The organism is Shimazuella alba (assembly GCF_009831235.1).
GTDB classification, from domain to species: Bacteria; Bacillota; Bacilli; order Thermoactinomycetales; family Thermoactinomycetaceae; genus Shimazuella; species Shimazuella alba.
In genome coordinates, this window is sequence record NZ_WUUL01000010.1 from 57853 (window position 1) to 72468 (window position 14616).

14 protein-coding genes are annotated in these 14616 nt (G+C 36.7%); 9 read left to right on the plus strand and 5 right to left on the minus strand.

Going from position 1 to position 14616, the window contains the following annotated elements; all coding sequences use genetic code 11:
- The first annotated feature begins 57 nt into the window (after positions 1-57).
- The 4 genes from GSM42_RS14545 (at position 58) to GSM42_RS14560 (ending at position 3072) form a co-directional block, all read left to right on the plus strand.
- On the plus strand, positions 58-1035 hold the full coding sequence (locus GSM42_RS14545; protein ID WP_160802270.1) for a polysaccharide deacetylase family protein: 978 nt from the start codon (positions 58-60) through the stop codon (positions 1033-1035).
- Positions 1036-1099: 64 nt separating this feature from the next.
- On the plus strand, positions 1100-2329 hold the full coding sequence (locus GSM42_RS14550) for an insulinase family protein (protein ID WP_160802355.1): 1230 nt from the start codon (positions 1100-1102) through the stop codon (positions 2327-2329).
- 30 nt (positions 2330-2359) lie between these two features.
- Positions 2360-2803 carry a dUTP diphosphatase gene (gene dut, locus GSM42_RS14555; protein ID WP_160802271.1) on the plus strand — a complete coding sequence of 148 codons (444 nt, stop codon included), beginning with the start codon at positions 2360-2362 and terminating at the stop codon, positions 2801-2803.
- A 92-nt stretch (positions 2804-2895) separates the two neighbouring features.
- A complete protein-coding gene (locus GSM42_RS14560) occupies positions 2896-3072 on the plus strand; it encodes an aspartyl-phosphate phosphatase Spo0E family protein (RefSeq protein WP_160802272.1) in 177 nt (58 codons plus the stop codon).
- Between the two features lie 360 nt (positions 3073-3432).
- On the opposite strand, the gene GSM42_RS14565 is transcribed toward GSM42_RS14560, so the two are convergent.
- The 5 genes from GSM42_RS14565 to GSM42_RS14585 all read right to left on the minus strand — a co-directional run bounded on the left by GSM42_RS14565 (position 3433) and on the right by GSM42_RS14585 (position 6581).
- On the minus strand, positions 3433-4359 hold the full coding sequence (locus GSM42_RS14565; RefSeq protein ID WP_160802273.1) for a phosphotransferase family protein: 927 nt from the start codon (positions 4357-4359) through the stop codon (positions 3433-3435).
- 78 nt (positions 4360-4437) lie between these two features.
- Positions 4438-5154: a hypothetical protein gene (locus tag GSM42_RS14570; RefSeq protein ID WP_160802274.1), complete on the minus strand. Its 717-nt coding sequence runs from the start codon at positions 5152-5154 to the stop codon at positions 4438-4440.
- A 27-nt stretch (positions 5155-5181) separates the two neighbouring features.
- Positions 5182-5559, minus strand: a complete 378-nt coding sequence (locus tag GSM42_RS14575; protein WP_160802275.1) for a GyrI-like domain-containing protein — start codon at positions 5557-5559, stop codon at positions 5182-5184.
- 243 nt (positions 5560-5802) lie between these two features.
- A complete protein-coding gene (locus tag GSM42_RS14580) occupies positions 5803-6051 on the minus strand; it encodes a class I SAM-dependent methyltransferase (protein ID WP_160802276.1) in 249 nt (82 codons plus the stop codon).
- 173 nt (positions 6052-6224) lie between these two features.
- Positions 6225-6581, minus strand: a complete 357-nt coding sequence (locus GSM42_RS14585) for a THUMP domain-containing protein (protein ID WP_160802277.1) — start codon at positions 6579-6581, stop codon at positions 6225-6227.
- A 181-nt stretch (positions 6582-6762) separates the two neighbouring features.
- Here GSM42_RS14585 and GSM42_RS14590 point away from each other — a divergent pair, with 181 nt between their 5' ends.
- The 5 genes from GSM42_RS14590 (at position 6763) to GSM42_RS21200 (ending at position 14606) form a co-directional block, all read left to right on the plus strand.
- Positions 6763-7644: an AraC family transcriptional regulator gene (locus GSM42_RS14590; RefSeq protein ID WP_160802278.1), complete on the plus strand. Its 882-nt coding sequence runs from the start codon at positions 6763-6765 to the stop codon at positions 7642-7644.
- Positions 7645-8043: 399 nt separating this feature from the next.
- Positions 8044-8340, plus strand: a complete 297-nt coding sequence (locus GSM42_RS21190; RefSeq protein WP_338055310.1) for a DUF418 domain-containing protein — start codon at positions 8044-8046, stop codon at positions 8338-8340.
- 45 nt (positions 8341-8385) lie between these two features.
- A complete protein-coding gene (locus GSM42_RS21195; RefSeq protein ID WP_338055311.1) occupies positions 8386-9066 on the plus strand; it encodes a DUF418 domain-containing protein in 681 nt (226 codons plus the stop codon).
- A gap of 67 nt (positions 9067-9133) precedes the next feature.
- Entirely contained in the window at positions 9134-9739 is a 606-nt protein-coding gene (locus GSM42_RS14600; RefSeq protein WP_160802279.1) for a TetR/AcrR family transcriptional regulator, read from the plus strand.
- A 382-nt stretch (positions 9740-10121) separates the two neighbouring features.
- Positions 10122-14606, plus strand: coding sequence for a non-ribosomal peptide synthetase (locus GSM42_RS21200; RefSeq protein ID WP_160802280.1), 4485 nt, complete (start codon positions 10122-10124; stop codon positions 14604-14606).
- Positions 14607-14616 lie beyond the last annotated feature (10 nt).

Sequence of the window (14616 nt, forward strand, 5' to 3'; positions counted from 1 at the left end):
TTTTTCATTTTTTCCTTTTCCTCTCATACAGTAAAAGAGAGAGGAGATGACATAATTGTGAAAAAGAACTATTATATAGCAAGTGTTTTGACGCTCATTATTGTAACAATTATCTGCTATCATTCTCCTGTATTCGTATACATATCAGCATTGCGTAATCAAACTGCAACTCCTGTGTTTTTATCAGATGACGTTGGATTAAAGGCAAAGATCGATAAGGAAGCTTCCAGCCATGAATCAGCTCCTATTAATGCACGAAATGATCGAGTATGGAAGCTAATTCCTGGTTTAGATGGGCTAATAGTGGACAAAGAAAAAACATTTGAAAAAACAAAACAACTTCATAGCAAACAAATCCAGTGGGTTTACAAAATTGTCAAGCCTGTTATTGATCTTAAGGATTTGGGGACAGGACCTATTTATCGAGGCAATGAGCAGAAAAAAGCAGTGGCACTAATGGTTAACGTAGCTTGGGGAACAGAGTACTTACCAGAGATGCTCAAAATTTTCCAAAAAGAAAATATCAAAGTTACCTTTTTCTTAGATGGTACATGGCTCAATGATCATCGTAAAGAAGGTCTAGCTTTAGAGAATGCAGGGCACGAAATTGGCAATCATGGATATACACATCGTATGATGAGCCAAGTGACCGTAGATAGAATGCAAAGAGAAATAGGTCGTACAGAGGAAGTAATCAAACAAGTTTTTCATCATCCAAGCAAATGGTTTGCCCCTCCCGCTGGGGATTACAATACAAAAGTTGTTCAAATAGCCAATGAATTTCGATTGGGTACTGTACTCTGGACCTTGGATACGATTGATTGGCGAAAGACGACTTCGTCTTCTTCTATGATACAAAAAGTTAGCACAAAGGTAGAACCCGGAAATTTGATTTTGATGCATCCTACTGATCGTACAGTAAAAGCATTGCCAGGTATAATTCATGCAATAAAGCAAAAAAATCTTGTTCTTACCACTGTTTCAGAAGTACTCTCTACGAAACGTATGAACCCCCCGTTGAGGGTTCATCCTTAATCTGGTATAGTGAAAATACTTCTTGAATTTGGAATCAGGAGTAGTATACTAGGAGGTTTTTTCAATCATTTCCCATACCTTATCGAATGGAATACGCATCGTAGCAGAGCAAATTCCTCACGTTCGTTCCATTGCATTAGGAATTTGGATAGGTGCAGGATCAGAGGGAGAATCCAAGCAATTAAATGGAATCTCTCATTTTATGGAGCACATGCTTTTTAAAGGGACAACGACTCGAACAGCAAGACAAATTGCAGAAGGCTTTGACCAATTTGGGGGTCAAGTCAATGCATTCACATCCAAAGAATTAACGTGTTATTATGCAAAAGTGTTAGATCAACATTTCTCTATGTCACTCGATCTTTTAGCGGATATGTTTTTTCACTCCACGTTTGATGAACAAGAGATGGAGAAAGAGAAGAAGGTCGTCTTAGAAGAGATTTCGATGGTTGAAGATACTCCAGATGACCTCATTCACGATATGCTTTCAGAGATTTCGTTTTCTACCCATTCACTTGGTTATCCGGTTATTGGAACAGCTGAAAACGTTTCATCTTTTACAAGAGAGCAACTCTTAAAATATAGAGAACATCATTACAATCCGAATAATGTTGTTATTGCCCTTGCTGGAAATCTCCCTAATAACTTCATGCAACAAGTAGAGAAATATTTTTCTCATCATCGAGGCGAAGCCATGCAAAGAGATGGGCATATACCCATCTTTACTCCTCAATTGATAGCAAAGCAAAAAACAACAGAGCAATCCCATTTGTGCATCGGTTTTGAAGGGGTTTCTGTAAAGGATGCTCAACTATACCCAGTTATTTTGTTAAATAACATTTTAGGTGGCAATATGAGTTCTCGTCTCTTTCAAGAAGTTCGAGAAGAAAGAGGATTAGCTTACTCTGTATTTTCATATCATTCTTCGCATCGCAATACTGGGTTGTTTGCAATATATGCTGGGACAAAGCATGGCCAAGAACAAGAAGTATGTAATGTGATAGAAGATGTACTGTGTCAAGTAGCGGAACAAGGAGTATCGTCACAGGAATTAATAAAAGCTCAAGAACAACTGAAAGGCAGTATGATGTTGGGATTGGAGAGCACCAATAACCGTATGAGCCGATTAGGGAGAAATGAGTTATTGCTGCAGAAACATTTATCACTCGATGAAATCATTGGAAAAGTGGAACAAGTAACCTTAGATAGTGTTAACTTCATGGCAAAAAGAATTTTTCAATCAGCCAAGTCGCTTGTCATTATTTCACCTGATGGAAAATTACCTACTATTTAGCAATTTGCAACAAAGGAGTAATCATATTACATGCAAACGGTACAAATATGTCGTATAGCTGGAAATGAAGATTTAATATTACCAAAGAAAATGTCTACTGGGGCAAGTGGATTTGATTTATCTGCTGCTGTTACAGAAGAATTAGTGCTAAAACCTGGAGAATGGAAGTTAGTCCCAACTGGAATCTCGATCGCAATGCCTGAAAATTTAGAAGCCCAAGTACGTCCAAGAAGTGGTCTAGCTTTTAAACACGGAATTTCCATGTTAAATTCGCCAGGGACCATCGATGCAGATTATCGCGGGGAGATTAAAGTGATTATGGTCAATTTTGGTGATCAACCTTTTCGTGTAAACAGGGGGGATCGTATTGCACAGCTGGTCTTTCAAGAAGTGGCAAAAGTCCATCTAGAGCAAGTAGAAGAATTGATCGGTACAGTTCGTGGAGCAGGTGGATTTGGTCATACTGGCGTATAAGTAAAGAGAAGAGATATATGGGTCAAAGGTTAGAGAAGAAGTGTATAGCTACCAATATTCATTATTCTATGCTAGGGCAGGGGGATCTTTCCATGGGAGATGCATGTCCATTGAAGAGTTTAGAAGAAGAGTTGGAGCGAGTACGCAAAAAGCTACATCAATCTGTAAAAGGGGAACCAAGTAGATTACTGGACCCCACCGTTTTACCCATTAGTCGAGAACTTGATTTGCTCATTGTACGGTATCAACATTTGAAGCATGGAATTTAGCAAGTATTGTTCAAACCCCAGAGAGTATTAGCTCTCTGGGGTTTTGTGTGTAGTGTGTCCAGTAATTCGTTTGGAATGAAATAGGGAAAGTTGAAGAAAGGTAATTGCTTTTTCATTCAACCATTGGTGGAGTCCTTTCGTTCGTGGTAATCTTTGTTGTAACTTCCAGTTCACTCAACCAAATACATAGCGTAACCAGATATTGTCACTGAAACTTGCTTGTTCTCCCCAAAATGAAATTCTTCTTTCATGCCTACTCTTACAGAAAACACGCATTCTTTAAATGATTCCTAAAGAATGGCGTGTTTTTTTGTTTTGAGGGATTCATTTTGGCTTTAACTTGATGGGCGTGTTTCCTCTCTAATTGGTCAAGCTTAAAAGCTCTTTGCGAAGTCCGAAATAAGCATCCTTCCAGCCCATCTTTGCATAGAATCGTAATCCAATCAATCCATTATAATACTTAGCGCCAATTATTCTTTCCTCAAAATTAGGAATAGAAATGTCAATTTGCTGCTGATAATTCTGATATTGCTGAATCACATCGAGTGTCTGTAAGTGCCAATCTAATGTAGCAAGGTCGACTAGAAAATCGCCATATTTACCATTACTGTCAATAATGCCTGTTATATGTTGACCATCAGATAAGATATTAAACTGATGGAAATCACCATGAATAAAATAGCGATGTGGTTCATTATAGGTCGAGTAAGCCAATAAACGGTTATAACATTCATCGAACACATCCTTTTCAAGGCAGGAAGTTTTGAACAAGTCGTACCACCCTTCCCAGAAGGAGCCCGTTTGATTCTCTGCATTAACGGCAATTACATATTCTGTCCATGAGTTATGGGTACCATTTCCGTCCGAATTTATCATGCCATAACCGTTTGTTTCACCTAACTCAACGTGGTTCATTCGTGTTAACAACTGAACGACCTCTGGCAGCAAGTGTCGTCGTTGTTCAGGAGAACAGCTTGCTAAATTGTGACCACTGATCTTTTCAGAAATGAGATAGTCTAATGATTGGAATTTACCTAATCTGTGACAGGAAGGAAAGGGAATTCCTTGGGATGATAAGAGTTTGGAAATAAATCTTTCCTTTTCAAAATGCCCTGCCAGATCGCTAAATTTAATCACATATTCCTTATCCAAAACCACGAAGGAGAATACAGTGCTTAAGTTTCCCCCTTCCAATGGCGTTATCTCTGTCACTGTCGATTGAAAATATTCACTTAACACAACTTCCACTTGCGGGATCTCCAATGTTGGTTTTTCGTATACAGTCATCTAATCTCATCCTTTTCCTATGAATTAAGGGGATATCATCCCTGGTACTTTCGTAAGAGCAAGCTAGTGTTTAACGAATCAGGTGAATGGCTTCAAAAATGTTATCTTTCGTTTACCATGATGAAATGCATGAATTTTTTCAAAATTTCCATGTATTACTTTTTGTTTTTTATCGCAAACGATGGCAACGATCGAATTGTTTAAGTCCAATATCTGATAAATATTAGTGAGCATTTGTTGTATATGATTGTCCTTAGATCCTTTCCAATCGACAATATTTCCATAAGGTAGGTCTGTAAAGACTATATTGACGTTTTGTATTGGAGGGCGTGTAATTCCCGCTATATGAAAGGGAAAACATTGCAGTTGTTTAACCGCTGTTTGATTTAACCTTTCAAGACGTTCTACACTTTCCAAGGCATGCAGATGAGATTCTTTTTGATAAATATCAAAATCCCTTTGAAGCTGTTCCTTTCTTGCAAGAAGACCTTCCTCAGTTAGAAGTTTTAAGTTTCGTTTTGCATATTCAAGGACCTGCTCATCAATATCCGATCCATAGATTTCAGCAAAGTGTTCCCTGTAAAGAAAGCCAATGAATGTTAATAGATGTGCGCCACCACAACATGGATCATACAGAATTAAGTTTTTATCGGTCCTTAATTGGGTTAAACATCTAGACATAATCTCCTTACCTAACCTGGCAGGAAATCCCGTTGTATTCGGAGCATTATGTAATACCCTGCCACTTGCAAAATCACTATAATCCTCTTTCTCCATTTCATATTTATAAATCATTGTTCCTCGTCCCCATTTAAATACTGATTACGATTTGATTCTTGCCACTGGAATCCATAGCTCATATAGAGCATCTGCTTTTATAACTCGAGAAAACTGTGCATTTTCTACAAGTTCGTACCGATTCGTAAGAAACCACACGGAAAATAAATAATACCAGGTGTTATAAAATTCACGCTGCGATGTTGAAGAAAGTACAAAAACTGCCCACTGTTGCTTAGCAATTATCAACTCTATAAAAGAATTAGGACATTCTGCTACTGCATGGTCAACTGCTATATATAGGATTTCATCTACTTGTTCCATAGATACCTGCTTAAAATAAGTTTGCATATTTTTATATGTGGTTTGATCAATACCCGGAACAAAGACACCATTTTTATATATTGGTGCAGTATCTTTCATACCGAAGACAATCTTGAAGGATTCCTTAGATACAAAAACGGCAGTTGACTATCTACCAATCTTTCAATTTTTTGCCTTTAAAACTTCTTGAAAACATAGATAGCAGGGTACAGTCCCTTGAGACTTAGCGGGAATGCTTTTATTAATCGCAAATGTAATGATGCAGCAACTTGTAAAATCTCAGACCAATTTCCTGATAGAATGACAACTTTCCCTTGAATTTTTATCACTCGTGATATTTAATCAAGATTGATCGGTTGATTTCGTTTGTTTCTCTCCCGAATGAAATTTGCCTTCCAAATGAAGATTTTTGACGATTTTATCAATAGAAGTATCGGCAAAGGCTAATTCACGAGCATCCCAATGAATGACCTCTGCATAAGTATCCATGAGATTATCTTTCGCTACATCCAGTATTTGATGATCGATATCTCCTCCGATATAGGTAGAGGAATACGATAAGATTGTGCCTGACCCCACAACATGGATCAACAAAAATATCCTCTTCTACAGGATCTGAAAGCCAAACCATGGCATGCGCGAGAATGGGTAAAAGAGATGCTGCTGAGAAACGTCTATCATTTCGTCTGAATCGATACGATGCATTCGTTAACTTAAGTGAAAAAATACCTTGATAATCCTCAATGTCTAGTCGAAATTCCACATCAGGCTGACAATTCGTACTCATTTTTTTGTGAGGGTAACGTTTTTTTATTCCTTCCATTGCAGCGTCTGCTACTTCCAATTGGTAAGTATGTGATCCTTAAGAATGGCTTAAGATTTATATGAAAAACTTGATTACACCATTGTTGAAGATGTTGACGATGCAATCCAACTTCTAATTCAGTGATAACGTAATATAAATTATTTGCTAATCTTTTTAGATCTTCAACATCTAGTATCGAGGTAAAGAAAACTTTACCTCGATTTGCTTTTGTAATCATAGTTTCAAAACATCTATGTTTAATCTCCTGAATAAAAAGATCCTCTAAACCTGGTAACACTGTAGCAAAATAGTTCATTTAAGAAGCTCCTTTCTTCTTAAATGAACATTAACACCATTGGCATCATTGTTCCCGACAAAACTGATATTGTTTTGGTCGGATCTAAAGCATTAAACTTAGTTAGAGTAAAGTTTTTATAAACATTAGATACGGATTGTCTGGAGCATTTCATTGATATCAGAGAGAGGAGGCGGAAGACATGAATTCACTAAAGGATATGAATGATGCTTTAACTTATATTGAGAAAAACCTTGATAATGAAATAGATATGGCTGAAGTAGCAAAAATTGCACGATGCTCAGAATTTCATTTCAAAAAAATATTCTCCTATTTAGCAGGCATTACGTTACTTGAATATATAAGAAGAAGACGGTTAACCGTGGCTGGTTTTGAATTAAAAGATCAGCATAAGAAAGTCATTGATGTTGCTGTCAAGTATGGCTACCATTCACCTGATTCGTTCGCGAAAGCTTTTTATCAATTGCACGGTGTTAACCCTTCTCAGGTTAATAAAGAAGGAAAATCCTTAAAAGCTTTTCCACGCTTGACTTTTCAATTAACCATTAACGGCGGGAGTGAATTGAATTATCGCATTGAAAAAAAAGAGGCATTTACGATTGTAGGTATAAAAGAAACAATTCCTCTCGTATATAAAGGAGAAAACCCTGCTATAACAGAAATGCTTATGAAAATAACAGATGATGTTTATTCCAAGCTAAAATCTCTTGCAAACGTGGAGCCTTTAGGCGGCTATAATGCTTCCTTTCATTTTAGGGAAAGAGAAGATGAGGAAAAGGCTAAATTAGATCATCTTATTGGTGTGGCAACAACAAAAAAAGATTTATTAGGTTTGAATTCTATAGATGTTGCACCATCTACATGGGCTATCTTCACGGTGTCTAGTAGTCCTAGTAAAATACAGGAAATATGGGGACAAATCTATGCGGGATGGTTTCCCTCATCTAATTATCAAGTAGTAGAGGGTCCTGAGATTTTATTTACAGAATACGAAGATACTGATAGTTCAGGATATAAGAGCGAAATCTGGATTCCTGTTTACAAAAGGAGTTCGTTAGGCTAATCAGCAGATTTAGATATATGAAAGCATCATTTACTATAATGCTTTCATATATCCAACATGTTGACATATAGGGGAATGAATGGTCAGGGTCCAGATAGTATAAAACAAACATCTTCTGTTACTGACAACATATTAACCTATATGGACAATATGAATTTAATACCTAACAAGAGTCCGTAAACATGAATGTAAGTATACATAAATTAGGAATAGAACTTGTTTTTTATCGTACGACTGTGCTTCTATTTTTATAGAACGATCGTGTTATAAAAAGGACTGATTTGGATTACTCAAAGACAAGATAGAATCAGAATATTAGATATTTTACGTGGTTTTGTCATTTTCGGGACACTCGGGACAAATATTTGGATTTTTTCCCACTTAGGTGATATAAATGCCATGCTAACAGATCCAAACAATGTTTGGTGGTCATCGGCGGATACCTTTTTCTCCACCCTTATCCTTTTGCTGGTGAATGGTAAATTTCTCGGGCTATCTAATATGTTCGGGGTAGGGCTGGAACTCAAATATCAGCAGTCTCTACGAAAAGGGAAAGCTTGGCCAAGTATGTACATTTGGATTTCTCTCATTTTAATGGTAGAAGGTTTCCTACATTTTATGCTTGTCATGGAATATGACATCCTGATGAGCTATGCTGTCGCTGCAATTATAGTATCATTTATTGTCAAAACATGAGAGAAATCTATAAAAAGAGCAATGGTGATCTTTGGGAGCATCCATGTGCTTTTCTATCTGGGGATTTTATATTTACAATTCAATGGATTACAGATTTCTGGCGGAGATGCAAAAGAAGTGATAGCTCTTTATCAAAATGGAACATGGGGAGAGCAGGTTATCTATCGAATGGAAAATTTTATTGTACTTCGGCTTGAGCTGATTTTAGCCTTTAGTTCAAATATACTTTTATTTCTAGCTGGAGTTCTACTCATGCGAATGGGAGCCTTTTCACCCGATGAAAAAGGAAGCATGATTTGCGGGAAAATGTTGAAGTTTGGTTTATTCATAGGGATTCCTCTTAATTTACTTCTGTTTATTCCGGGTGGTTATTTTGATGTAATTGTTCGTTATGTTTTTGCTCCGGTTATGGCAGTAGGGTATATGGGTTTGCTTGCTCGATTAGTAGAAAAACAAGAAAAATGGGTACTATGGAGATGGTTTGAGAATACAGGGAAAATGTCACTCAGTTGTTATGTCTTACAAAATATTCTTTGTTCATTTATTTTTTATGGTAGGGGAATGGGCCTTGGTGGAAAGATGGATTCTATCACGATTATTGGTATTTGGATAACGGTCATGTTTTTCCAAATTATTTTTTCTCCATTATGGTTACGTTTCTTTGCTTTAGGTCCAATGGAAACAGCACGAAAAAGGGTAGCTGGGACAATCCCATCTACGAAGTAAGTTTCCTTGAGCATGGAATCACCATTATTTTAATGGTACAATTGTACAAAAAAGGAATTGGAATCTGATGCCTAAGATCGTTGATCATCAAAAGCAAAAGGAGAAAGTGGCGCAAGCAGTCTGGCAAGTGATTTTAAAGAGTGGAATTGATAAAGCCACTGTGCGTAATATTGCCGAGGAAGCCAATTTATCGGTAAGTACCATGCGACACTATTTTACCAATCAATCTGAGTTACTTTACTTCTCCATGAATCTCATTATAGAGAGAATGGAAGCAAGAATCCAAAGTAGGGTTCAACAATTTGACGGTTCTCCCCTTGAAGCAGCTCAAAAAATAGTCCTATTTTTCATCCCGCAAAATAAGGAAGAGCAGATAGAATTACAAGTATGGCTTGCTTTTCATGCAAAAGCACTTAGTGATGCTAAGATGATTGAATTGAGTGATAAGATGTACTCAGATGTGTATAGAGGGATGGAATGGGCTCTTCATATACTGAAAGAATCCAACTTGTTAAAACAAGATTTAGATATGGAATTAGAAATAGATCGTTTATATGGTTTAGTGGATGGTTTAGCCATTCATCGAATTCTAAAACCGGATTTGTTACCACCTGAGAAAATCAGAGCTATTGTATTCCATCACTTGAAAGAATTATGTACAAAACAATGTTAATAAAAACAGCGATACTCTTTGTTTTACCCATGAGGGGAGGATAGAGCACCGATTTCGGTGCTTTTTATTCTTTTATTAGGTGAAAATATGGATATTCTTTTTCACTTGTACTTCAAAAAGGAAAAAAGCTTTCCAACTTTATTCTGCGAAAGGCTTAGTTAGTGGTATTTTCATCATTTTAAGCATGAACTTTATCCGTTTAAAATTTTTAAATACTCCACTAATCCTATCAAGAAAGATTGTTTAAACAACGATTTGAGCGTTCATTCATATAATGTTAATAAAATTTCGTTTGTCAGGATAATTGAAAAATGAGTTTTTTTGTTTATAATGTAAATTATTACAAAAAATTCCATGATTTGACGAAGGAGGTATATATAGGGTGATTGAGTTCTTTCCGTTAACAGATGCTCAAAAAAGAGTTTGGTTTACCGAAATGTTCTTTCCCAATACCAGCGTGAGCAATATTACTACTAGAACAAAAATGGTTAAACCAGACCTAGCGCTTTTAAAAGAAGCAATAAAAACTTTTCTTTCTCATCAAGAAATGATAAGAGTGCAAATTGCTATGGATTCGACAACAGATGAACCAATGCAGTTGGTGGAAAAGGCGAAGGAAAAGTATGACATAAAGGTAGTAAAAATATCTGCGAAAGAGGAAATCAATACATGGTTTGATCATTATGCAAGTACTCCAATAAATCTCTATAATCAGGAATTGTACCAGTTTACCATTGTTCAATGGAAAGATATCTGTTATCTAGCAATTAAGTGCCATCACATCATTATCGATGGTATTTCGATCACTTTGATCATAAAAAAGATAAAGGAAATATATGAATGCCTGAAAAGAGGACAGCCTTTCAAAGAAAAGGAAGTAAACTTGACACTTTCTGACTATATTGAAATCGAACAAAGATATAAATCATCTCCCAGATATAAGAAAGATCAGCAGTTTTGGAGAAGTGAATTTGGGAATGAACTTCCTGCTTATATTGCAGATGAACTAGATCAGCTATATGCTGGCAGTTTAACTGCAAAAAGAAAAGATTTTCTAGTACCAGATGATTTGAAACAAAAAATAGAAGCATTTTGTAAAGAAAACAAGACAAGCATTTATACGTTATTTATGTCATCGTTATTTCTCTACTATTCGCGAATACACAATGAAAAAAATATCGTACTTGGAACATACTTTGCCAATCGATGGTCAGGAGAACGAGATTTACTTGGTATGTTTGTCAGTACACTGGCATTTCATATGGAAATAGTGGATGGACTATCTGTACAACAATGGATCCAAGCTGTGAATCGGAAACAAATGAAGTTGTTACGTCATCAACGATATCCTTACAACCAGTTGATTCAAGATGACAGATTAGAAGGAAAGGATCGAAAACAACTTTTTTCCGTTGGGGTGGAGTACCAAGAAATAAGCACTGAAGATTCACAGCAGGTATTTGGTGGAACAGATGCTAATTTAATGAGTATACATATCAAAAATTTTACAATTTGGGATAAGCTACATATTCAAATTGATTATCAACTAAAGGCATTGAAGGAAGAGGAGATAGATCAATTTATAGATCGTTTGTTTTCTCTAATGAAAGCCATGATAGAAGCTCCTTCTTCCAAAATAAATCAATTGGATATTTGTACAGATGCAGAGAAGTCGATTCTCTTGGAGGAATGGAGCGGAAAATCCAGGCAAAAAACATCTGAGAAACAAACAATCCAACAAGCCTTTGAAAAACAAGTCAATCAGACACCGCACCAAGTAGCCATTGTTGATCAAACGAGAAAGCTTACTTATCAAGAACTAAATCGAAAAGCAAATCAGATAGCTCATATTTTACGGAATCAAGGAGTACAACCCGATGATCGAGTAGGTATCGTGATGGAACGTTCTGTCGATATGGTAATTGCTATTTTAGCAGTCTTAAAAGCTGGTGGAGCTTATGTACCACTCGATGCTTCCTATCCAGCGAAGAGAGTGCAATATGTTTTAGAAGATAGTAATACCCGACTAGTTCTAAGTCATGCAAAAACGATGGGGAAATATCAAAAGGTAAATATGATGACGAATAACTGGTTATCCATAGAAGATTTGGAGAAGAGAAGTATAGCAGATAGTAATTTACCGATCGTCAATATCCCCACAGGTCTAGCATATGTGATATACACTTCTGGAACTACTGGTAATCCCAAAGGAGTAATGGTAGAGCATGCTGGTTATGTGGAAATGATCGATCACCTGAAAACAGATCTATCCATCACAACTTCGGATCGGATCGGCCAGTTTGCTAGTATTTCCTTTGATGTTTCGATATGGGATATCGGAATTGCTATTCTTACTGGTGCAACCCTTTATGTCATATCTGATGAAGTGATTTCTGATGTCCGTGTATTTGAAAAATTTGTGCAACAAAATAGTTTAAGTATGATTACGTTACCACCTCCCTATTTGCGTCAATTGGATCGAAGGAATTTATCTTGCCTCCGTCAAGTGATCGCTGGAGGATCTGCAAGTACCATCGAAATCGTAGAAGAGTGGAAGGATATTTATAGGAATGGCTACGGCCCAACAGAAGCTACAGTTTGGGCTACGATGTGGAAACCAGACGTACAGCAAGATCATACAGTTGTGTCAATAGGTAAACCACTTACAAATAAACTGATCTACATTCTAAACGATCATTTACAGTTACAATCGATCGGTTCACTGGGCGAATTGTGTATCGGTGGTTCTGGTCTAGCACGTGGATATCTCGGTAAACCACAGTTAACAAGGGAAAAGTTTATCGATAATCCATTTATCCCAGGTGAAAGAATATATCGAACAGGGGATTTGGCTCGTTTTCTGCCAGATGGAAACATAGAATTTTGCGGGAGAATAGATCATCAGGTTAAAATACGTGGTCATCGGGTCGAAATAGGGGAACTGGAATCCGTTATAGCCGCTCATCCGATGGTTAAAAATGTAACGGTTCGAGAATGGAAAGATATTCATGGTGAAACCTATTTGTGTGCATATGTAGTAGGTAACAATTTCTTTTCAATCATTGAAATAAAAAAAGACATAGAGCAGAAGCTTCCTGGATATATGATCCCAGCTTTTTTCGTGGAATTAAAAGAGCTACCTTTGACAACGAATGGGAAAGTAGATCGTAAGGCATTACCAGAACCTACAAAGTTTCAAAGAATAGATGAACTGGTCCCACCCAAAACAGATGATGAACAATTATTGGTTCAGATTTGGGAACAAGTACTTGGTATAGGAAAGGTAGGTATAACAGATCATTTCTTTGAATTAGGAGGAGACTCCATAAAAGCAATCCAAGTCGCTTCCTTATTACAAAAAGAAAACAAAAAGTTAAGTATTCAGCACTTTTTTCGAGCCCCAACCATTCAAAAACTGATTCCTTATTTAGAAGACAAGAAACAAGAGATTTATCAAGGAATGATTGAAGGGAATGTTCCTCTTAGTCCTATCCAGAACGATTTTTTAGTGAAAAATGATCCTTCTGTTGTGCACCATTATAATCAAGCTGTATTACTCTATCATTCATCCCTACTAAGTCACGTCCATTTGCAACAAGCTTTTTCACATTTGATGAGACATCATGACGCGTTGCGCATGAAATTTCAGCAAGTAAACGGTATATGGGAGCAAATAAATCAGCCAATGAGAGATAATTTGTTCGATATTACTACAGTGGATTTAAGCAACGAAGCAGAAGTAGAAAAGAAGATGGAAGAATGGGGAAACTACTTGCAACAGAGTATTCATATATCGAATGGGCCATTGATGCGTGTGGGACATTTTCACACTTCCCAAGGGGATTACCTGTTATGGATCATTCATCACTTAGTTGTAGATGGAGTTTCTTGGCGAATATTACTGGAAGACTTCCAACATGTCTATCAAAAATTGATCCAAGACAAGCAACCTGTTTTATCAGCAAAAACTCAATCTTATCGTGATTGGGCTAGGTTGATACAAAATGTCGCACTAGATAGCAAAATACGTGAAGAGTTTGATTATTGGGAAAAGGTAGGACAAGTAGATATACCGCCATTGCCAAAAGATTATATTCATCATAACAGTAAAGTGGAAGATTGTGACGAAGTTACCTTTTTTCTATCCAAAGAACACACGACTCAGCTTATTAGTAACATACATCGTATTTATCAAACAGAAATAAACGATATATTGCTAACCGCAATAAGTTTATCGATTAAAAATTGGATACATTCGGATCGGATTGGATTCATGTTAGAAGGTCATGGTCGAGAGGAAATAGTAAGTGATGCCGAGGTTCATCGAACGGTAGGTTGGTTTACGAGTATGTTTCCTGTTGTATTTGACTTTTCTTCCCAATCAACAAAGGAGGTTGGACAGATCATAAAAGAGGTGAAAGAGACACTCAGACGTGTGCCAAACCGTGGGATTGGATACGGAGTCCTGCATCATTTAAATTCAAATCACCTTCGTACTCCAAAGCATCCAGAAATCTTATTTAATTACCTAGGGCAATTTGATGAGATATTTACAAAAAAATCTATTTTTTCATTATTTAATCAACCAACTGGAAAATGTAGTCATCCACAAATGAAACGAGCTTATACCTTGGAGATAGATGCCATTGTACTAAATGAAAAGTTTACCTTATGTATCCGTTACAGTAACAAAGATTATGACAAAGAAACAATGGAGGAGATATCAACCAATATAAAAACCCAGTTGGAAATGATTATCAAGCATTGTCTTGATCAGACAGAAATAGAAAAAACGCCAAGCGATTTCGGAGATACAGAACTTTCATTAGAAGAATTAGCATTTATTCAAGCGTCATTTGAGAGTTAAGGAGGATGGA

What these genes read in the sequence shown, in the direction of transcription:
- GSM42_RS14560 (WP_160802272.1), top strand. Translation starts at nt 2,896, where the DNA reads ATGGGAGATGCATGTCCATTGAAGAGTTTAGAAGAAGAGTTGGAGCGA.
- GSM42_RS14600 (WP_160802279.1), top strand. Translation starts at nt 9,134, where the DNA reads ATGCCTAAGATCGTTGATCATCAAAAGCAAAAGGAGAAAGTGGCGCAA.
- dut (WP_160802271.1), top strand. Translation starts at nt 2,360, where the DNA reads ATGCAAACGGTACAAATATGTCGTATAGCTGGAAATGAAGATTTAATA.
- GSM42_RS14565 (WP_160802273.1), bottom strand. Translation starts at nt 4,359, where the DNA reads ATGACTGTATACGAAAAACCAACATTGGAGATCCCGCAAGTGGAAGTT.
- GSM42_RS21190 (WP_338055310.1), top strand. Translation starts at nt 8,044, where the DNA reads ATGCTAACAGATCCAAACAATGTTTGGTGGTCATCGGCGGATACCTTT.
- GSM42_RS14570 (WP_160802274.1), bottom strand. Translation starts at nt 5,154, where the DNA reads ATGATTTATAAATATGAAATGGAGAAAGAGGATTATAGTGATTTTGCA.
- GSM42_RS14575 (WP_160802275.1), bottom strand. Translation starts at nt 5,559, where the DNA reads ATGAAAGATACTGCACCAATATATAAAAATGGTGTCTTTGTTCCGGGT.
- GSM42_RS14585 (WP_160802277.1), bottom strand. Translation starts at nt 6,581, where the DNA reads ATGAACTATTTTGCTACAGTGTTACCAGGTTTAGAGGATCTTTTTATT.
- GSM42_RS14590 (WP_160802278.1), top strand. Translation starts at nt 6,763, where the DNA reads ATGAATTCACTAAAGGATATGAATGATGCTTTAACTTATATTGAGAAA.